We start from the raw sequence: 19,265 nt of genomic DNA, 5'->3' as shown, positions 1-19,265 counted from the left end.
AATTTCAATGTCCAATGCAAAATTAGCAATTATCAATTCAAAATTACCGTAAAGTTCATTTTGCATTTTGAGTTTTGCATTGCTAATTTTTAATTGAATTTCTTTCCTTTAATAATTTGCGTTACAAAGCACTACCTTTCCCTTGTGTATTATTACAAGATTTACCAAAAACTGGTAAAAAAGGAGCTTCTGGTTCAATATAGTCCCCAAGATGTGTTATTATACTTAAGCAAAGCAAGAAAAGTAAAAGTATCAAAACACTGGATAGACCTTGAAGTGCCAAAACAAACAAGGAAAATCATAGAGGCTTTAAGATTACATATTACTTAAAAATCAGGAAGTTACGGATTAGTATTGCCAGAGACAAGGAAGAGCCATTTGACCGCAATGACATTATGGTCTTTAACGCCATTATCAACAATGCCGCCTCCTCCTTAATGAATGCGGTAAGGTTCAAACAGATTAAAGAATTGGCTGACCATGATGGTCCAACCCTTCTCCTTAATCACCGAACCTTATTATTCTTTGATCTTGACGATTTTAAGGCAATAAACGACAAATTTGGCCATATTGAAGGAGACAAGGTTTTGGTCAAATTTGCCTCACTCCTCAAAAAGACCTGCAGGATGATAGATATCCCTGCTCGCTATGGTGGAGAGGAGTTTTGCCTCCTTCTTCCTGAGACAGATATAAAAAATGCAAAAATGATAGCTGAGCGGATAAGGAAGGATGTTGAAGAAGAGGCATTCCTCTCCACTGGAGACCGTATCACAGTAAGCTGTGGAATTTCCTCGCTCTCCAAAGATTGTCAGGATATGAACCCTGATGGAGCTTGCTGATTCTAGACTCTATTCAGCCAAGAGAAAGGGCAAAAACAGGGTTGAAGGAGATAAATTCTAACATTGGCTTTCCTTTAAAAAAGTGAGGTAGCCAGTGGGTGCTGGAGCAAATCGCGTCTTCATTCTATCCTTATCGTTGAGAAAATATCCATTATTTTATTGTATCTCTTTTTTGTTTCTTTTGCAATTATTGTAACTTGAATGTCCCTTTGATGCGGAAATATCTCAAGCCTTGTTTTCAAAAATTCCCTAAACCCCTCTTTTTGCTTCTCTGTAAAGATATAGCTATCGCAATTTTCTAATTTAAAACTTGATGTGCCAAAGGAAAGGGCGTAATATCTTTTTATGTCTTTTGAGGTTTCCCTAAAAACAATAATTGCAATATCTCCCTCATTATCCCTTGAAAACAAAACACAATTTTCATTCTCCTTCACCTTCTTGTATTCTGGATATAGAAGGATTGAAAGCCCATAATCTGTGTTATAAGAAATTCTATCAGGGCTTTCCTTGAGTAATTTCTCTTTTGTGCAATGGGATAAAAGGATTGCGAGAAGAAGGGGTGCCAATTTTTTCATTTTTTGTCTTGTGAGAAAGCCTTATTCCCGCAATATATGCGTTAATTGCCTTTTTATTTTCATTTTTCTTGTCATATATGCTTCCTAGGATAAGATAAAGATTTCCATCATCTGGAGAGATCTTAATTGCCTTTTTTATTTCTTTCTCTGCCAATGAATAGCTTTGTGAGCCAATATAACAATTTGCCCTTTGAAGATAAATCTCCTTTTTGGGAAAGCTAGCTTTTGTTGTTTTAAAAGAAGCCTCTTTTGATTTATGGCATCCAATAAAAAAAATAAGAAGAAAGACAAGAAATATTTTCAAATTAAACCTTCTCTTTTATCCTCTCAATCTCTTCATCCATTGCCTTTTTTCCTGCTGCAACAGCCTTTGCAATTATGGATTTTTTCTCTTTTAAAGCCCCTTTTTCATGCTCTACAAATTCCTCTACCTTTTCCCTTCCCTCTTCTATTAGACCCTGTGCCTTTTCAACAAGAACACTACCCCTTTCCCTTATCTTCTCACCTGCCTCCCTTATCTTTTTTCTTGTTTCCTCTCCAGATTGAGGAGCAAGAAGAATGCCTGCTATTACTCCGCAGGCTGCACCAGCGGTAAATGCGAATATAAGTGCTAGATTATTATCCCTTGTCTCCATCTTTATCACCCCCTTTTAGAAAAATATTTAGACCAGATTTTACTCCTGCATATATACCAAGAATAAAGGTAAGTGGTGTAACTACCTTCTCTTTTATTGTTTTAAAACCACCAGATACCTCATTTATTATAGATGAGCACATATTTATAGCATCTAGTCCTTTACAGATAGAGCCTTTTAATCCAGGCATCTCGGCTTTTATATAAACCACAAGCTCGCCAATTTCATCTATTGTCTTCTTTAGGGAAGAAAGAGCAGAGACAAAATATATACCGACGAAAAGGATGGTGCAGGTTAAAACAGCCAGGCATATTGCTATAATTATATTCATTACATAAATTTATCAAAAGTAAATATGATTTGTCAATCTTTTCTTGTATAGATGGTTACTATTTCAATTTGTCCAACAATCTTTAATAAACATACAAAAGGATTTATGATCTTTTATTCAAAGGTTGCCTAAGCTTTTAAAGAGGGTAAAAAACTTGAAAGCCTTATAAAATAAGTCCTTCTTCTGCAAGTGATATAGCAGAGAGGCAACAACTTGCTTTATTTAAGGATTCCTCATATTCTTTTTCCGGGTCTGAATCGGAAACTATGCCAGCACCTGCCTGAATATAGGCGATTTCCTTATGAAGCAATATTGTCCTTATAATAATTCCTGTATCCATATTTCCTGTAAAGCCAAAATATCCAACACACCCTCCATAATGATTTCTTCTTTTTTTCTCAAGCTCATCAATTATTTCACATGCCCTTATCTTTGGCGCACCTGTTAGTGTGCCTGCTGGAAATGAGGCAGATAATAGCTCAAATCCACCAAACCCTTCTTTCATCTTTCCTTTAACAGAGCTTTCAATGTGCATAACATGGGAATATCTTTCTGCCTTCATAAACTCTGATACCTCAATACTTCCAAATTCACATACCCTTCCCAAGTCATTCCTTCCTAAATCAACAAGCATAATATGCTCTGCCCTCTCTTTAGGATCCTGCAAAAGCTCTTTTTCCAATTCTTTGTCCTCATCCTCTGTCTTTCCCCTTTTTCTTGTTCCTGCAATAGGCCTTGTCTCTGCAATGCCATCCTCTAGTTTTACAAGAAGCTCAGGGGATGAGCCAATAATCTTGTAATCAGGAAAATCCAAAAGGAACATATATGGAGATGGGTTTATGTGCCTAAGGCTTCTGTATATAGAAATAGACGAAGCTTGTGTCTTTCTCTTTATCCTCTGGGAAAGAACAACCTGAAATATATCGCCTGCCTTTATATATTCCTTTGCATTTTTTACCATTTTCATATAATCTTCCTTGCTTACCTCAAATTCTTGGCCTTTGCTTTTTATTTTTTCACAAGGTAAAATAAGGGGCTTTTTTAGCTTTTCTTCTATACTTTCTATAGATTTTATTGCCATTCTGTAGGTTTTGTCAGGATCTCCCTCAATAGGGATTGTGGCTATAATTTTTATTGTATGGTTAAGATGGTCAAAAATTACATTATTCTCTGTTATAACAAAAAATGCTGTTGGAATATCAAGGTCATTCTCTATTCTTTCTGGAAGATTCTCAATAAACCTTATATAATCATAGCCTACAAAGCCTACAGCACCACCAAAAAACCTGGGGAGAGAAGGAGAGGAAACAGCCTGATATGAGGCGATAATGTTTTTAAGAAAAACAAGGGGATTTTTTTCTACTTCCTTTATTATTTCCTTTCCATTCCTTGTAATAAAAACCCTATTCCCTTTAATCTTAAAGAATACCTTTGGATTTATTCCAATAAATGAATACCTCCCTATTTTTTCTTCGCTCTCTGCACTTTCTAAAAGATATGAATAATTATCCCTTACCTTGCAAAAGCAAGAAACAGGCGTCTCTAAATCCCCTAATATCTCTTTATATACGGGAATCGTTCTTCCTTTGTTAACAAGTTTTTTAAAATCAGTTAAGCTTGGGTGATACATCAAAATATACTAAGTTCATAGGAATATTTTACCTCCTTTTTTCTTTTATACTCTGAAAACCCAATATCAATAAGCCTTGTAATAAGCTCTTTAAAATCTATTCCCATTGGTTTAAAGAGATAAAAGGATAATGAGCCTGGGATTGTGTTTATCTCATTGATATAAATTTCCCCATCTTTCAAAAGAAAATCTATTCTTGCAATGCCGCTTAAACTACAAGCCCTAAATGCCTCAATTGACAGGGCTTGAATCTTTTTTGTTAATTCATCATCTATCTCTGCTGGAATTATTCTCCCTGCACCCTTCATTCCCTTTCCCTTCCTATATTTTTCGCTGTATGTCAAAAATTTATCGCCTTTCATTACCTCTTCTAATAACGATGGAATAACCTCTTTATCTCCAAGTATTGCACAATTTATTTCCCTGCTTTCTAATAATGCCTTCTCAACAATAGCCTTTTGTGAATATTCAAAGCAAACATCCAAAGCAAAGATAAGCTCATCTTTGTTAGAAGATGTATTTACACCAATGGATGAACCGAGATTTGAAGGCTTTACAATTACCGGATATGAAAGATTTTTTTCTATATCTTCAATCATTCCTTTTTCACCCCTTTCAAAACAAAGCCAATCTACAATGGGAAAGCTCAAGCTTTTAAAGATTTTCTTTGATGCAATTTTGTCCATACAAAGAGAAGAGCCTAAAACACCCGAGCCAACATAAGGGATGTCAGCAAGCTCTAATAAACCCTGTAATGTTCCATCCTCGCCATATGTTCCGTGAACCAAAGGAAATGCAATATCAATATCTATTCTTTTATGGAATATGCCTTTTTTAATAAGTCCAGCTTTTGGAATTGGAGGAAAAATTATTTCTCTATTTGGAATTTCCTTTTTAAAGGCTTCAATATTACAAGGGCCAAGCATCCATTTCCCATCTTTTGTAATATAAATAGGAATTGGCTCATATTTTTCTTTATCAATTGCCTCAATTACCTGATAGGCTGTGATGACAGAAACCTCATGCTCAACAGACCTTGAGCCAAATATTATGCCTACCCTTGTTTTTTTCATTTTATCTTCTCTTCAAATATTTTTTCAAATCGCGATAGTAATTTTCGTGTGAACCAATCATAATCAATTCTAATTCATCGTTAATCATTCTGTAGGAAAGGAGGTATTGGAGAGCTTTAATTTTGAACTTGTGAATGTATATACCACGAAGGTCTCCTCTCTTTTCTTCTCCAACCAAAGGATTTTCTATTATTCTTTTAACCTCTTCATCCAATATTTCTTTTTCTTGTTTTGAAAACCTTTTAGCTTTACTTTCGAAAATTTTTGATTGGTAGATTTTCATCCATGCTATCCAAACCTATATTCTGACTTTTCACCCTGTTCCAATTCTTCTATTCCTATAAATATTTCTTTGATAAGGCTATAGGTTAAATCTGGATTTTCTTCAGCACATTTGCCTATCTTTGTCCAATGTTCTATTTGGCCTGTTATAGATCTGTGGTCAATATGGCTATATTTTTTAGCCTCACTAACCAATTCCTTTGATATTCTTACAGCAACAGCCATTTTTCTTATATTGCCTCTCCTGCACTAACAATCTCTGTTATCTCCTTTGTTATTCCCGCCTGTCTTGTCTGATTGAAGGTTAAAAATAGCTCTTTTATAAGATTTTCTGCATTTTTTGTTGCATTTTCCATTGCAATCATCCTTGCGGCATGCTCTGCGGCAAGTGATTCAAAGAATATCCTGAGGAGTTGAAATCTAAAATATAAGGAAAAGATTGAATCAAGACAGACCCCATAATCGGGTTCATAGATGTAGTCAGAGACAAATAGAGATTGAGGTTCTTTTGGAATAATGGGAATAAGGCTTGTTATCTTTGGCACCTGCCGAAAGACAGAGATAAATTCATTATAGATTAAAGTTACTTTGTCAAACTCAAAGGAAAGATAGCCCGTCATTATTCTTTTTGCTATTCTTCCCGAAACAAGCTCAGTCTCTTTCTCTAATAGAGACTCTATCTCCATTATCTTGTAATCCTTGTTTTTAAAAAACATCTCACCCCTTTTTCCAATAATAAGAAGCAAAATATTGGATGATGCATTTTTTATGTATTCCTCTGCAGCCCTTATAATATTTGTATTAAAACTACCACAAAGCCCCCTTTTTGATGTTAGTATTATCAAAAGCTCATTTTCTATCTCTCTTTCCATAAGGAATGGATGCTTTTTCTCTGACTTAAGTGCAATATCTTCCATAATATCAAAAATTCTATTTGAGTATGGACGGATTTGTTTTATTATACGCTCTACCTTTGAAAGCTTTGCACAAGAAACAAGCATCATTGCCCTGGTTATTTTTTGGATATTCCTTATAGACTTTATCCTTCCCTTAATAAACTTTGTTGATATTGATGCCATTTCTTTATTCCCCAAGTCCAAGCTGCTTTCTTATCAACCTACAAAGACTTTCTTTAATTTCTAAATGCCTTGGAATAGGAGCCTTCTTTCCTTGTTTTGGATTTACATATATATCATGTTTTGCACCGTGCCGCTTCAAATAACACCCCTTATCTACAAGCTCTCTAATAAAATCATATCGCTTCAAACCTCAATTCTAATTTCTTCTTTCTGTATCTCACTATAAGACAATATTTCTTCTTCTCTCATCAATTTATATGCATCCTTTATATTTTCTTTCAATTCTTTTAGAGAAGAGCCTTGACTAAATACAGAAGGAACCTCCTTAAGCCTTCCAATATACCAGCCATCATCTATCCAATATTCAAGCGTAAAAGCCCTTATCATACCTTTTTTTCAAATTCTTCCTTAAACTCCAATATTGCTTTATCAAGACGCTCCTTTAGAGAACCAACAAAATCCTTTTTTTCCTGTAATTCTTTTTCTATCTCTGGATATTTTTCCTCCATAAATTTAAAGAAGGCATTTTCAAAGAGAGCCACCTGTTCCTTTGGAATAGAATCAAGAAATCCCTCAACACCTGCGTTTATTAGCATTACCTGCTTTGCAAGGGGCATTGGTTTATATTGCTCCTGTTTTAATACCTCTACCATCCTCTCGCCCCTTGTTATTTGAGCAAGGGTTGCTTTATCAAGCTCTGTAGAAAACTGAGCAAATGCAGCAAGCTCCCTGTATTGGGCAAGTTCAAGCCGAAGCCTTCCTGCAACCTTTTTCATTGCTTTAGTTTGGGCAGATGAGCCAACCCTAGAAACAGACAATCCAACATTTATGGCAGGTCTTATTCCAGCATAAAATAGGTCTCCCTCAAGGTAGATTTGCCCATCTGTAATAGAGATAACATTTGTTGGAATATAGGCAGATATATCTGCTGCCTGGGTTTCTATAATGGGAAGGGCAGTAAGAGAACCTCCGCCATTTTCTTTGTTATACTTTGCTGACCTCTCTAAAAGCCTTGAGTGAAGATAAAATATATCCCCTGGATATGCCTCCCTCCCTGGAGGCCTTCTTAAAAGCAAAGACATCTGTCTATATGCCTGGGCATGCTTTGATAGGTCATCATAGATAACAAGGCTATGCTTTCCATTGTCCCTGAAATATTCACCTATCGCACATCCTGTATAGGGTGCGAGGTATTGTAATGGTGCGGGTGAATTCGCTGTTGCAGAAACAATGGTTGTATATTCCATTGCTCCCTGCTCCTCTAATATCTTATTTACATAAGCAACATTTGATTGCTTTTGTCCAATCGCAACATAGATACAATAGACATTCTCATTCTTTTGATTTAGGATTGTGTCAATCACAATGGCTGTTTTTCCTAATGACCTATCTGATATTATAAGCTCCCTTTGACCCCTGCCAATGGGAATCATAGAATCTATTGCCTTAATTCCTGTCTGTAATGGCTCACATACAGGCATCCTGGAAACTATGGACGGTGCCCTTTCCTCAATGGGTCTATAGTGTTCTTTTTTTATCTCTCCCTTTCCATCTACTGGCTCACCTATACCATTTACAACCCTTCCTAATAGGCTCTCTCCAACAGGAACCTCCATTATCCTTTCTGTGCATTTTGCCCTATCCCCCTCCTTTACAGAATCCTCAGGCCCTAAAATTACCGCACCAACAGATTCTTCCTCAAGGTTTAAGACATATCCCCTTATCCCTGATGAAAATTCCAGGATTTCACCTGTCATTGCGTTATCCAAGCCATAGATAAGGGAAACGCCATCTCCAACCTGGACCACCATTCCCTCGCGAGAGACCTCTAATCCCTTTTCAAACCCCTCTATCTCTTTAAGTATTACCTCGGAGATTTCACCCGCCTTTATTTCTGCCATTTTAACCTCCCCATAGTTTTTCCATTCTTTTTAGATAGCCTGCTATGCTTCCATCTATTCGCTTTGAGCCAATTTCAAGGATTCCTCCTCCAATTATAGATTTGTCTATATTTATATCAAGAATAACATCCTTTTTTAATATTTGCTTTAATTTTCCAATAAGTATCTTCCTTAATTCCTCCTTTACCTCAAAACAAGATGTAAGGACAACCCTTATTCTTTCCCTTTCTTCATCAATGAGCTTATTAAAATAAAACAATATTTGGGGAAGAAGATTAAGCCTTTGCTTTTCAATGAGGAGAAATATAAACCTTGCAAGCTCATCTGACAGATTTTCAAAAAGATTTTTAAGAAAATCCATCTTTTTATGAAAAGAAATTGCTGGATTTGAAAAAACCTTAAGGATTTTAGGGTTTTTGCTTATTGTGGAGGATATTAGAAATAAATCTTCTCCCTCTTTTTCTCCTTTCTCCTTTACCATTTCAAAGAATGCCTTTGCAAACCTTTTTGCTATCCTCTCTTTTATTATCACTTAATAACATCCTCCTCTTTGATGTCTCTTATAAATTCAGAAAGCAAAGCATCTGCTTTTTTTTCATCAATAACCTCCTTTGTTAATTTACCTGCTATGGCAACAGAGATCTTTGCTATATAAGAAATTGCATTTTGCTTCTCCTTCTTTATCTCCTGCTTTGCATTAGTAAGGATTGATTGTGCCATTATTTCTGCTTCTTTTTTTGCCTTTTTTAAAATCTCTATCCTAATGCCTTCTCCCTCTTTTATAGCCTTATCAATAATTGTCTTTGCCTCATTCTCTACATCCTTAAGCCTTTTTTCTGCCCTTTCTATTAATTCTCCTGATTTCTCTTTCTCTTCATTTATAAGGGAGAATGTATTATTTATCTCTTCTCTTCTTTTCTCAATAAATTTTGATAAAGGAGAAAAAAGAAACCTTCCCAGTACAGCCATAAGCACCAAAAAGCTTATAAGCTGGACAAGAATCATCCAGGGATTTATCTCAATCATTGAGTTTTTTAGTTTTAATCTTTTAGCTTTTTAATACCATATCAAGTAAGGGTTTTGCAAAGACAAAAAGCAAAAGCATTGAGATAAGCAAGACATAGAGAACCAAAGATTCCATAAATGCAAGACCCAAGATTAACAATGTTTGGATCTTACCTGCTGCCTCTGGCTGTCTTGCCATTCCCTCTGCTGCCTTTGCCGTCGCATTCCCTTGACTTAAAGCAGCAGCAAATGCCGCTAAAGCCAAAGCAAACCCTGCTGTTACAACGCTCGCAATCAATGCTTCCATATTTTACCTCCTTTATTTTGTTTCCTTCTTTTTGGGATGATCTTCCCTGTAAGAAACAATAAGGGCAAAAATACCCATAACCAAAGGTGCCGCAAGAATAATATAAATTGCCATTTCGTTCATTTTATTTTTCCTCCTTTTTAGATGGAATAGTATAAAACCCTATAATAAACAATGTAATGGCTATTATAAGAAGCACAATCGCCACTTTAAAGGGCATCTTTTCAAAAATAAGACCACCAATTATACCAACTGTAACCAAATATTTTGTAATGTCCAGTATCATCTTCCCTGCCTCTTTCCTTCTATCCTCCTGCTTCAATGCTCTGCCTCCTCCATTGCCAGATCAACATAGATTATAGAAAGAAGAAAAAATACCAATGTCTGAACACAACAGGTTATTATTCCAAGCCCCATTATTGCCGGTGGCAATAAAACAGGAATAAACCCTGTTAAAAGATAAAGAATAGGCTTCTTGGCAAACAAAACAACAACAAATGATAGGCAAAGAAGGGTTGTATGCTTTGAAAACATATTGACAAATAGCCTTAATGATAGTGAGAATGGCTTTGCAAGCTCACCCATAAGGTGGATTATTATAAACAAAATATCGCCAAGGATATTAAGGGGTAAAAGCCATAATTTATTCTTCCAGAACCTTATGGGAAAGAGAAAATGGGAAAGGTAGTTAAGCCCCTTTTTCCTTATCCCAATATAATGCGTTGTAACGAATACAGAGAGGGCTAATGCAATTGTTGTATTCCAATTTCCTGTAGGAGAGCCACAACCAGGCACAAGGCCTATAAGGTTTGATAAGAGGATAAATAATGCAAGGCTTCCAAAAAGGGGGAGGAATGCTTTTCCCTTCTCTCCCATTATTGAGGTTATAAAAGACAAAACAGCCTCTGTAAAAAGCTCAAAGAAATTCTGAAGCCTCCCTGGTTTTTCCTTCAAATTCCTTGTTGCAAAAAGGGCAAGAACAATGATGATAAAAGATACAACCCCTGTCATAGCAATAGGGTTTTCAGAAACATTATGGATAAACCACATAAGAGGCGAATGTTCATGTTCTTTCATCTTTTATTTATAGCCCAAATAGCAATGAATAAAGGAAATAAAGCAAAGCCAATGCCTAGAAAAATGGGGCTTATCTTAAGATAAAGAAAAAAGAGAATAACAAAGGAAACAAGGACATACTTTATAAATGCAAAAAAGCCATTCCTTTGGCTTCTTAAAAGAAATAGTAGATTAAAGAGGCTTATTATGAATCCTAAAACAATAGAAAAAAGCATTCCAGCTAAATCCATCTAAAAAGTATATAAAAAAAAGGGAAAGCTCGTCAACATTTTGTTTTTGAAAATCTATTGACAAATGTTTAAAGAGAGAATAGAATAGAAATATGATTGAGTTTATAAGAAGCATCTCCATATTTGTTAGTCTCTTTGCTATAATTGCTGCCGTTATTCTCATTATCCGCTCAATGCTACAAGAAAAAAGGTTTAAATTTGTAAGGCAAGAGGATGCAAAAAAAATTGAAACTTTATCAAAAGAAAGGGAGGAATTAAAAAAGGAATTGATAGAAAAGCTTGATATGCTTGCAAAAAGCTCTGATTTAGAAAGGAATACCCTATTAGAAATTATTAAAAGGAGGGATGAAAAGGGAGAGGAGGAAAAGGAAGACCTTACAAATTGGCTTGAATATAGAATGACAAGGATGCAGGATGAGATAGAAAATAAGATAAAGGATAGACTAACTCGCATCCTCCTTCAGATTGAAGACATAAATGCCCGCCTTTTAAAATTAGAAAAACCTAGTGGTGGTTAAATTCTTAACAATTCTCGTCCTTTTCTTTACAAACTTATATCCCATTACCGCAAAAGAAGAATACGAAGAAGGTTTATTTTTGCTTTCAAAGGCTAAATATTCAGAGGCAATAATAAAATTTAACTTAGCCATTTCCAAAAACCCATATTACAAAGAGGCTTATAATAAACTTGGAATTACCTATTACCAAAATAAAGAATATAAAAATGCAATTACATCCTTTAAAAAGGCAATTTCTTTAGATAATTCCTATACAGAGGCTTATAATAACCTTGGGCTTGCCTATGAAATGGCAGAAATGGTAGATGATGCTATAAAAAGCTATAGAATTGCAATAAAACAAGACCCAACAAACCCAGAATTTCATTACAATTTAGCCTCAGGGCTTTATAAAAAAGGCCAAATATTTTCCTCAATTAAGGAATACAAAAAAACCATAGAGATTGAGTCAGGGTTTTATTCAGCCTACATTAAACTTGGTGATATATATTGGAATGATAAAAAAATGAAGGAAGAAGCAATAATGTTCTATGAGGATGCAAAGGCAAAAAACCCAAAATCACACCTTCCACATTTAGGCTTAGGAAGGCTTTATTTTCAAACTCAAGAGCTTGATAAGGCAATCTGGGAATATAAAAAGGCGATACAAAAGAATAAGGAGCCTATAGATGAATTAAGGGAGCTTGGAAATATTTATATAGAAAAGAAAGATTATAAAGGTGCTAAAAACCTTTATAAAAGGCTTTTAAGCCTAAAGCCAGAAGACAAGGTTGCAAAATATAGCCTAGGCCTTATTTATGAAAAAATGGGAAATTTTAATAATGCTTTGTCTATGTATGAAGATGGATTAAAAATTGAAAAGGAAAATGAGATTTTGCAATTTTCAAAGGAGAGGGCTATTTCCCTTTTAAATGAACCTACATATTCTGATGTAAGAAAGGAATGTTCATTTTTGCACCTTAAACTTGCTGAAGATTACCTTAAGAAAGGAATGATTTCTCTTGCAATATATGAATACAAAAGGGCAATTTCTTTAAATCCACAAGATCCCAAAATAAGGCTTTCCCTTGCAAGGATATATGAAAAAAGGGAGATGTTTAGCAATACAGAAAATGAGCTTATAAAGGTTATAGAGCTTGAGCCAACAAACATACAAGCATCTGATATGGCAGAAAGAATAAATTTTAAAAAGAAAAAGACAATTACCTATCAAGAAAAGATAGATGAAATTCCAAAGCCAGAATTAAGGCTTATATTCTTTACAATTTCCAAATGTCCCCTCGTTTATCCAGATTCCCTTAATTACCTTAATTATCTTCTTGAAACCATCCTTTCCTATTCAAAGAAATTAAGCCTTATTATACCCCAAGAATTTTCAGGTGATAAAAAGAAAGCTATAGAAAAAGCAAAAGAAAATGGGGCTGATTTCTTGCTATTTGTAGAAGTAGAGGAAAACGAGCAAATGATAAAAACAAAGGCAATTTTGATAAATATAGAAAACCTAAAGGAGGATGTAATAATATCTAAAGGCTCTGGAAACAACAGGCTAAAAGAGGTAATTTATTATCTTTCACAAAAGACAGAAGAATTGCTTCCCATAAAGGCAAAGATATTTAAGATAGAAGGTGGTGATGCCTTTATAAATGCAGGAAGCCTTTGTGGAATAAAGGAGGGAGATATTTTTGAGGTTTTAGAGAAAAGAAAGTCTATTGGAAAGATAAAGATTATAAAGGCTTCCCCAGAAATTTCTAAAGCAATTGTTATCCCTCCACAAACTAAAGAGATTTTAAAGATAAAAAGGGAGGTAAGAAGGTAGAAAAGGCTGTTATTGTTGATACTAGTGGAGAAGAAATTTCATTTTTTGAGCTTGCTCAATTGGTTGAAACAGCAGGTGGAAAGGTTGTAGGAGAGCTTGTTCAAAAACGGGAAAAATCACCAAAATTTTTGCTTACAAAAGGAAAACTTGAGGAATTAAAAGCCATTTGTAAGGAAAATAATGCAGGTCTCGTTGTATTTAATCAAGACCCTTCTCCTTCACAAATAAGAAACATAGAAGAAGAGTTAGACCTTAAGGTCCTTGATAGAACAGGGATAATCCTTGATATATTTGCACAAAGGGCAAGGACAGCTGAAGCAAAGATTCAAACTAGCTTGGCTTTATCCTATTACCTCCTTCCAAGGCTTACAGGAAGAAGGGATTTATCAAGGCTTGGAGGAGGTATTGGAACAAGGGGTCCTGGAGAGCAAAAGCTAGAATATGACAGAAGGAGGATAAGGAAGCATATTAGCAATCTTAAGAAAAAGCTTGAGGGGATAAAAAAAGAGAGGGAAGAGCAGAGAAAAAAGAGAAAGAGGGATTTTTTAATCTGCTCTATTGTTGGCTATACAAATGCTGGAAAATCAACCCTCCTTTCAACCCTTTCCAAAGAAGATGTCCCCTCCTTTAACCAGCTCTTTACAACCCTTGACCCTTTGGCTAGAAAGGTAAGAATTGGTTTAAATGATATAGTTTTTACAGATACTGTTGGATTTATCCAGGACCTTCCCCTTTCCCTTGTTTCTGCATTTAGGGCAACCCTTGAGGAGATATGCGAATCTGACATCGTCCTTCATATCGTTGATATATCACATCCATATTTTAGAAGGCAGATGGCATCGGTTGAAAAAATCCTTGAAGAGCTAAATGTTACAAGATACCCAAGGATAACAGCTTTTAATAAAATAGACCTTTTATCTGATAAAACCATCATTTCACATCTTAAGAAAGAGATTCCAAATTCAACAGAAATTTCTGCATTAAAAGGAAGGGGTTTTAAGGAATTATTTGATTTGTTTCTTAACCTAATCCCATACTTGAAAATACCTAAAGAAAAGAGTAAAATATATCTATGATTAAGAGAAAGGTTTTGACCTTTGTTTTAGCAGGAGGAAAGGGAGAGAGGCTTCATCCTTTAACACGGGATAGGGCAAAGCCAGGTGTGCCATTTGGCGGAATCTATAGGATTATAGACTTTACCCTATCTAATTGCATAAACTCAGGCTTAAGAAAAATCTATGTTTTAATCCAATATAAATCTTATTCCTTAATGAGGCATTTAATGATGGGATGGGATTTTTTTGACAGGGAGCTGGGTGAATTTATAGAGATTCTTCCTGCCCAGATGAGGGTTTCCAATGATTGGTATCAGGGCACAGCCGATGCAATATACCAGAATATATACTTTGTTGACCGGGAAGACCCTGAGTTTATCCTTATCCTTGCAGGAGACCATATCTATAAGATGGACTATGGAAAGATGATTGACCATCACCTTGAAAAAAAAGCAGATGTAACCGTAGGTGCCCTTCCTGTTTCTCTTGATATGGCAGACCAATATGGAATTATAGAAACAGACAAAAATAATAAAATAACCTCCTTCTACGAAAAACCAGAGAGGTCTTTTACCGAAAAACTTCCCTCATTTTATGCCTCAATGGGCATATACTTATTTAATAGGAGATTTCTTGAAAAAATATTAGAAGATGATGCAAAGAAAAACACAAAACACGATTTTGGAAAAGATATTCTTCCCTCTTGTGTAAAGCAAGATGCAAATATTTATGCCTATCCATTTATTGACGAAAATAAGAAGGAGGTGTTATACTGGAGGGACATTGGAACCCTTGATGCATATTACGAGGCAAGTATGGATTTAGTCTCAGTCAACCCAATATTTAACCTTTATGATAAGGGATGGCCGATTCGGACATACTATGAGCCAGCACCACCGGCAAAGACTGTATTTGCAAACGAGGAACAGAAAAGAATAGGAATAGCCATTGACTCCCTTATCTGCCCAGGGGCTATAATAAGTGGTGGAAGGGTTGAAAGGTCAATAATCTCATCCTATGTAAAGGTGCATAGCTGGACAGATGTAAGGGAAAGCGTAATAATGGAAAATACAGAGATTGGAAGGTATTCAAAGATAAAAAGGGCAATTATAGACAAAAATTGCTCTATCTCTCCAAATACAATAATTGGTTATGATGAAGAAGAGGATAAAAAAAGGTTTTTTGTAACAGAAAAGGGGATTGTTGCTATCCCAAGGAATACAAAAATTTAAGGAGGAAAAAGAGATGAAGATAGTTTTTGCAACGCCAGAGATGGTGCCTTATGCCAAAACAGGTGGTCTGGCTGATGTTTGTGGAGCCCTTTTAAAGGAGCTTTCAAAAAAGGAGGATGTTTGTGCATTCCTTCCAAAACACAGGGTTGTTGAGAAGGTGGCAAAAAAGAGAAAAAAGGTAATAGATTTTTCTATTAAGATTGGAGGGGATGAAGAGGCTGTCTCTATTGAGATAACAGAAAACCTTGGCTTTCCTGTATTTCTTGTAGACAGCCCAAAATACTTTTCTAGGGATTATCTTTATAGCACACCAGAAGGTGATTATCCCGATAATGACAGGAGGTTTATCCTTTTTAATCTCGCTGTATTAAAGGCAATAAAAGAGCTTAATCTAAACCCAGATGTCATCCATTGTCATGATTGGCAAGCAGGGCTTATTCCTGTCTATATAAAGCTTAATAATGAGTATCGGGGAATAAAAAGCATCCTTACTGTTCATAACCTTGGCTATCAGGGTATATTTCCAAAGGAGACATTATACCTTGCCGGGTTTTCTGATAATGAATGGCATTACGAAAGGCTTGAGTATTGGGGAAAATTTTCATTTCTAAAGGCAGGTCTTGTCTATTCTGACTATATTACAACCGTAAGCCCAACCTATGCACAACAGATACAAACAGAAGAATATGGCTTTGGAATGGATGGTGTATTAAGGAGCAGGAAAGAGGGTTTGTTTGGAATTCTAAATGGAATAGACAACGATGAATGGAATCCAGAAACAGACAAGGCAATATTTAATTATAGCCAGAAGAATATAAAGGATAAGGTTTTAAACAAGCTCTCTTTGCAGAAAAAGAATAAGTTAGTAGAGGATAAGGATATATTCCTAATTGGAATGACAACAAGGCTGTGTGACCAAAAGGGGCTTGATATAACATCATCTGCTATAGATGATATTATGAATATGGGAATTCAGCTTGTCCTACTTGGAACAGGGGAGGAAAAATACCACAGGCTACTTGAAGAGATGGCTAAAAAATACAAGAAAAAGATAGGCATAAATATTAAATTTGACGATAAGCTGGCAAGGATGATTTACGGAGGATGCGATGCCTTTCTTATCCCTTCTCGCTATGAGCCTTGCGGATTAACCCAGATGATAGCCTTAAGATATGGAACAATTCCAATTGTTAGAAAAACCGGGGGTTTGGCTGATACAATAAGGGAGGAAGAAAATGGCTTTGTTTTTGAAAATCATACAAAAGAGGAGCTTCTCTCTGCAATACAAAGGGCTTATAATATATTCTCTGACAAAAAAGCCTGGGCTAAAATGGTAAAGGATGGAATGAAAGAGGATTTCTCCTGGAAGAGGAGTATGAAGGAATATCTTGGGATTTATAAGAGGTAAATATGTCTGTAGGTAGCTTTATGGTTAAAGAGCCGGTAGTTCTTTTATCGTTAAAGGATTATCAGAAGATTCAAGGATATATAGAGGAATTAGAAGATAATTTAGCCTTATATGAAGAAAAGAAAAAAAACCCAAAGTTTAGACCTTATTCTGAATTTAGAGAGGAATTGATAAAAGAGGGGTTGTTGCAACCTTTGTAATGTATGAGGTATTTATCACAGAGAATGTAGAAAGAGAAATAAGAAATATTCCTAAAAATATAATAGTTGCAATAGATGAGAAGATTAGAAATCTGCCTTTTAATCCCCGATCAATTGGGTGTAAAAGATTATGGGTAAAGAAGATAGCTATCGTATAGTAGCACGAAAAGATTACCGTATATTATATATGGTAGATGACAAAGAAAAGAAGGTGTGTATATATAAAATTTCTCGCAAAGAAAAAGATATTTATGGAGGGAGAAGATGAAAAAATATTTATATGGAGGGCTGATTGTTCTTTTTCTTTTCATTATTGGCACAGGTCTTAATCCATTAAAGCCAAAGCCTGCAAATGGACAAAGGGAAGAAAAGATAGAAAGCCTTATTACATTAGAGGATGCCTTTGTTTCTGTAGCAGAAGCAGTAAAGCCCTGTGTTGTTAACTTAAGCACAGAAATAAAGGTAAAGGTAAGGCCATTTAACCCATTCGGTGATTTTGGATTTAGAGACCCATTCTTTGATGATTTCTTCAAGGATTTCTTTCCAAGAGAGAAAGAAAGGGAATATACCCAGCAATCACTAGGCTCTGGCTTTATTGTTAATGAAAAGGGCTATATCCTTACAAACTATCATATGATAAAGGATGCTACAAAGATAAAGGTAACCCTCCTTGATGGAAGAAAATTTGACGCAAAGGTTGTTGGTTCTGACCCAAAGACAGACCTCGCCTTGATAAAGATAGATTCAAATGGCTTACCATCTGCAAAGCTTGGAGATTCTGATAAGGCAAGGGTTGGCTCATGGGCAATTGCCATTGGAAACCCATTTGGCTTTAACCATACAGTAACAATAGGTGTAATTAGTGCAAAGGAAAGAACCTTACATATTGCAGAATATGAGAATTTCATTCAGACAGATGCCTCTATAAACCCTGGAAACTCTGGTGGTCCTCTGGTGAATATAAGGGGAGAGGTTATAGGAATAAACACAGCCATTGTTGGTCAGGCACAGGGAATAGGCTTTGCTATACCAATAAATATGGCAAAAAAGATAATCGGCGACCTTATTGAGCATGGAAAGGTCATTCGTGCCTGGCTTGGAATCTATATTCAGGATTTAACACCAGAAATTATAGAATCTATGGGTCTTGATGTTAAAAGCGGTGTTTTGGTATCAGAGGTTATGAAGAATAGCCCGGCTGAGAAGGTAGGAATAAAGAGGGGAGATATTATCATAGCAATAGACAATGAAGGGGTAAAGACAAGCAAGGAATTGCAACAGAAGGTTCTAAACAAGGGCGTTGGAAAGGAGGTAGAGATTTCTCTTGTAAGGGAAGGGAATAGAATTACACTAAGGGTAAAATTGGAAAAGATGCCTGAAGAAGGCAAAGAAGAAACAAAAGATAGCGGCGTTTTTGAATGGCTTGGGATGAGCCTTCAGGATTTGACAGAAGCTATAAAAGAAGAATTTGGTCTTTCTCCTGATGAAAAAGGTGTTCTTGTCTCTAATATTTTGCAAGGGAGCAAAGCAGATGAAGGAGGAATAAGAAGGGGTGATATTATAAAGGAAATGGATAGGAAAGAAATAATCTCGCTTAATGAGCTAAAAAAGATGACATCAAAGATAAAAAAGAAAAATATCCTTTTTCTCATTAAAAGGGAAAAATATATATTCTATACAACGATTAGTAACCCAACTTCAACAGAAACTTGGCGAAATTGGTGGTAGCGAAAGTAGAATTTCTTGTATTTATAAGGGATTGAGGGGTATGGGGAGGTAAAAATTACAAAAAAGTGAGTGACAATAAAATGTAAAAAGAGAGAAAATATTACTTGACAAATTGTCCTTAAAATGTTATTATTATTCTTAATAAGAAATAAATAAAGGAGTAATGACACAATGGCATTTATAAGGACAGTTAAGACGAAATCGTCAACCGGTCAAGTTCTTATATTTCGCTACCTTTGCGTCGGATTGTTTATGATAAGATATATTATATCAAAATATCAAAAACTTTCTCATATAAAAAGCCAATTTTTATAAATTTTACCTTCCTTTTTCTCTTGATTATT

The 19,265-nt window shown here is 35.4% G+C and carries 27 protein-coding genes; 9 read left to right on the top strand and 18 right to left on the bottom strand.

Annotation, left to right across the window (positions count from 1 at the left end):
* Positions 1-437 precede the first annotated feature (437 nt).
* Complete coding sequence (locus tag AB1630_04055) at positions 438-839, top strand: GGDEF domain-containing protein (protein MEW6102983.1); 402 nt, start codon at positions 438-440, stop codon at positions 837-839.
* A 119-nt stretch (positions 840-958) separates the two neighbouring features.
* Here AB1630_04055 and AB1630_04050 read toward each other — a convergent pair whose 3' ends face one another.
* From AB1630_04050 to AB1630_03965, 18 genes are all read right to left on the bottom strand, one after another.
* Entirely contained in the window at positions 959-1,414 is a 456-nt protein-coding gene (locus AB1630_04050; GenBank protein ID MEW6102982.1) for a hypothetical protein, read from the bottom strand.
* Positions 1,335-1,718, bottom strand: coding sequence for a hypothetical protein (locus tag AB1630_04045; GenBank protein MEW6102981.1), 384 nt, complete (start codon positions 1,716-1,718; stop codon positions 1,335-1,337). Before AB1630_04045 ends, AB1630_04050 begins: the two co-directional genes overlap by 80 nt.
* Before the next feature lies 1 nt (position 1,719).
* Positions 1,720-2,049 carry a YtxH domain-containing protein gene (locus AB1630_04040; GenBank protein ID MEW6102980.1) on the bottom strand — a complete coding sequence of 110 codons (330 nt, stop codon included), beginning with the start codon at positions 2,047-2,049 and terminating at the stop codon, positions 1,720-1,722.
* Positions 2,033-2,380 (bottom strand): hypothetical protein, encoded by a 348-nt coding sequence (locus tag AB1630_04035; GenBank protein MEW6102979.1) that lies wholly within the window; start codon positions 2,378-2,380, stop codon positions 2,033-2,035. The genes AB1630_04040 and AB1630_04035 overlap by 17 nt, the downstream gene beginning before the upstream one ends.
* A 163-nt stretch (positions 2,381-2,543) precedes the next feature.
* Entirely contained in the window at positions 2,544-4,010 is a 1,467-nt protein-coding gene (gene trpE / locus AB1630_04030; GenBank protein MEW6102978.1) for an anthranilate synthase component I, read from the bottom strand.
* Positions 4,010-5,083, bottom strand: coding sequence for a D-alanine--D-alanine ligase family protein (locus tag AB1630_04025; protein MEW6102977.1), 1,074 nt, complete (start codon positions 5,081-5,083; stop codon positions 4,010-4,012). Before AB1630_04025 ends, trpE begins: the two co-directional genes overlap by 1 nt.
* Before the next feature lies 1 nt (position 5,084).
* Positions 5,085-5,366 (bottom strand): type II toxin-antitoxin system RelE/ParE family toxin, encoded by a 282-nt coding sequence (locus AB1630_04020; GenBank protein ID MEW6102976.1) that lies wholly within the window; start codon positions 5,364-5,366, stop codon positions 5,085-5,087.
* 5 nt (positions 5,367-5,371) lie between these two features.
* Positions 5,372-5,590: a hypothetical protein gene (locus AB1630_04015; GenBank protein ID MEW6102975.1), complete on the bottom strand. Its 219-nt coding sequence runs from the start codon at positions 5,588-5,590 to the stop codon at positions 5,372-5,374.
* 5 nt (positions 5,591-5,595) lie between these two features.
* Positions 5,596-6,444, bottom strand: a complete 849-nt coding sequence (gene atpG, locus AB1630_04010; protein ID MEW6102974.1) for an ATP synthase F1 subunit gamma — start codon at positions 6,442-6,444, stop codon at positions 5,596-5,598.
* A 4-nt stretch (positions 6,445-6,448) separates the two neighbouring features.
* Positions 6,449-6,631: a type II toxin-antitoxin system HicA family toxin gene (locus AB1630_04005; protein ID MEW6102973.1), complete on the bottom strand. Its 183-nt coding sequence runs from the start codon at positions 6,629-6,631 to the stop codon at positions 6,449-6,451.
* Positions 6,628-6,831: a type II toxin-antitoxin system HicB family antitoxin gene (locus AB1630_04000; GenBank protein MEW6102972.1), complete on the bottom strand. Its 204-nt coding sequence runs from the start codon at positions 6,829-6,831 to the stop codon at positions 6,628-6,630. The genes AB1630_04005 and AB1630_04000 overlap by 4 nt, the downstream gene beginning before the upstream one ends.
* Complete coding sequence (gene atpA, locus AB1630_03995) at positions 6,828-8,345, bottom strand: F0F1 ATP synthase subunit alpha (GenBank protein ID MEW6102971.1); 1,518 nt, start codon at positions 8,343-8,345, stop codon at positions 6,828-6,830. The genes AB1630_04000 and atpA overlap by 4 nt, the downstream gene beginning before the upstream one ends.
* 1 nt (position 8,346) lies before the next feature.
* Entirely contained in the window at positions 8,347-8,877 is a 531-nt protein-coding gene (gene atpH / locus AB1630_03990; protein MEW6102970.1) for an ATP synthase F1 subunit delta, read from the bottom strand.
* Entirely contained in the window at positions 8,874-9,371 is a 498-nt protein-coding gene (atpF, locus tag AB1630_03985; GenBank protein ID MEW6102969.1) for a F0F1 ATP synthase subunit B, read from the bottom strand. The genes atpH and atpF overlap by 4 nt, the downstream gene beginning before the upstream one ends.
* A 22-nt stretch (positions 9,372-9,393) precedes the next feature.
* On the bottom strand, positions 9,394-9,657 hold the full coding sequence (gene atpE / locus AB1630_03980; GenBank protein MEW6102968.1) for an ATP synthase F0 subunit C: 264 nt from the start codon (positions 9,655-9,657) through the stop codon (positions 9,394-9,396).
* Between the two features lie 124 nt (positions 9,658-9,781).
* On the bottom strand, positions 9,782-9,979 hold the full coding sequence (locus AB1630_03975) for a hypothetical protein (GenBank protein MEW6102967.1): 198 nt from the start codon (positions 9,977-9,979) through the stop codon (positions 9,782-9,784).
* Entirely contained in the window at positions 9,976-10,734 is a 759-nt protein-coding gene (gene atpB / locus AB1630_03970; protein ID MEW6102966.1) for a F0F1 ATP synthase subunit A, read from the bottom strand. Before atpB ends, AB1630_03975 begins: the two co-directional genes overlap by 4 nt.
* Entirely contained in the window at positions 10,731-10,949 is a 219-nt protein-coding gene (locus tag AB1630_03965; protein ID MEW6102965.1) for a hypothetical protein, read from the bottom strand. Before AB1630_03965 ends, atpB begins: the two co-directional genes overlap by 4 nt.
* Positions 10,950-11,056: 107 nt before the next feature.
* On the opposite strand from AB1630_03965, the gene AB1630_03960 reads away from it, so the two are divergent.
* The 8 genes from AB1630_03960 to AB1630_03925 all read left to right on the top strand — a co-directional run bounded on the left by AB1630_03960 (position 11,057) and on the right by AB1630_03925 (position 18,921).
* Positions 11,057-11,482, top strand: coding sequence for a hypothetical protein (locus AB1630_03960; GenBank protein ID MEW6102964.1), 426 nt, complete (start codon positions 11,057-11,059; stop codon positions 11,480-11,482).
* The gene (locus tag AB1630_03955) at positions 11,475-13,298 is read left to right on the top strand and encodes a tetratricopeptide repeat protein (GenBank protein ID MEW6102963.1); all 1,824 of its coding nucleotides are present in this window, start codon (positions 11,475-11,477) and stop codon (positions 13,296-13,298) included. Before AB1630_03960 ends, AB1630_03955 begins: the two co-directional genes overlap by 8 nt.
* A gap of 11 nt (positions 13,299-13,309) precedes the next feature.
* The gene (gene hflX, locus AB1630_03950) at positions 13,310-14,374 is read left to right on the top strand and encodes a GTPase HflX (protein ID MEW6102962.1); all 1,065 of its coding nucleotides are present in this window, start codon (positions 13,310-13,312) and stop codon (positions 14,372-14,374) included.
* The gene (glgC, locus tag AB1630_03945; protein ID MEW6102961.1) at positions 14,371-15,585 is read left to right on the top strand and encodes a glucose-1-phosphate adenylyltransferase; all 1,215 of its coding nucleotides are present in this window, start codon (positions 14,371-14,373) and stop codon (positions 15,583-15,585) included. Before hflX ends, glgC begins: the two co-directional genes overlap by 4 nt.
* A gap of 13 nt (positions 15,586-15,598) precedes the next feature.
* Positions 15,599-16,993 (top strand): glycogen synthase GlgA, encoded by a 1,395-nt coding sequence (glgA, locus tag AB1630_03940; GenBank protein MEW6102960.1) that lies wholly within the window; start codon positions 15,599-15,601, stop codon positions 16,991-16,993.
* A gap of 2 nt (positions 16,994-16,995) precedes the next feature.
* Complete coding sequence (locus AB1630_03935) at positions 16,996-17,193, top strand: hypothetical protein (protein ID MEW6102959.1); 198 nt, start codon at positions 16,996-16,998, stop codon at positions 17,191-17,193.
* On the top strand, positions 17,193-17,351 hold the full coding sequence (locus AB1630_03930) for a hypothetical protein (protein MEW6102958.1): 159 nt from the start codon (positions 17,193-17,195) through the stop codon (positions 17,349-17,351). The genes AB1630_03935 and AB1630_03930 overlap by 1 nt, the downstream gene beginning before the upstream one ends.
* A 106-nt stretch (positions 17,352-17,457) precedes the next feature.
* Positions 17,458-18,921: a Do family serine endopeptidase gene (locus AB1630_03925; protein ID MEW6102957.1), complete on the top strand. Its 1,464-nt coding sequence runs from the start codon at positions 17,458-17,460 to the stop codon at positions 18,919-18,921.
* The last annotated feature ends 344 nt before the right edge of the window (positions 18,922-19,265 follow it).

The organism is bacterium (genome assembly GCA_040753555.1).
Taxonomy (GTDB): Bacteria; UBA9089; UBA9088; order UBA9088; family UBA9088; genus JBFLYE01.
This window is presented reverse-complemented; position numbering and strand designations above follow the sequence as displayed.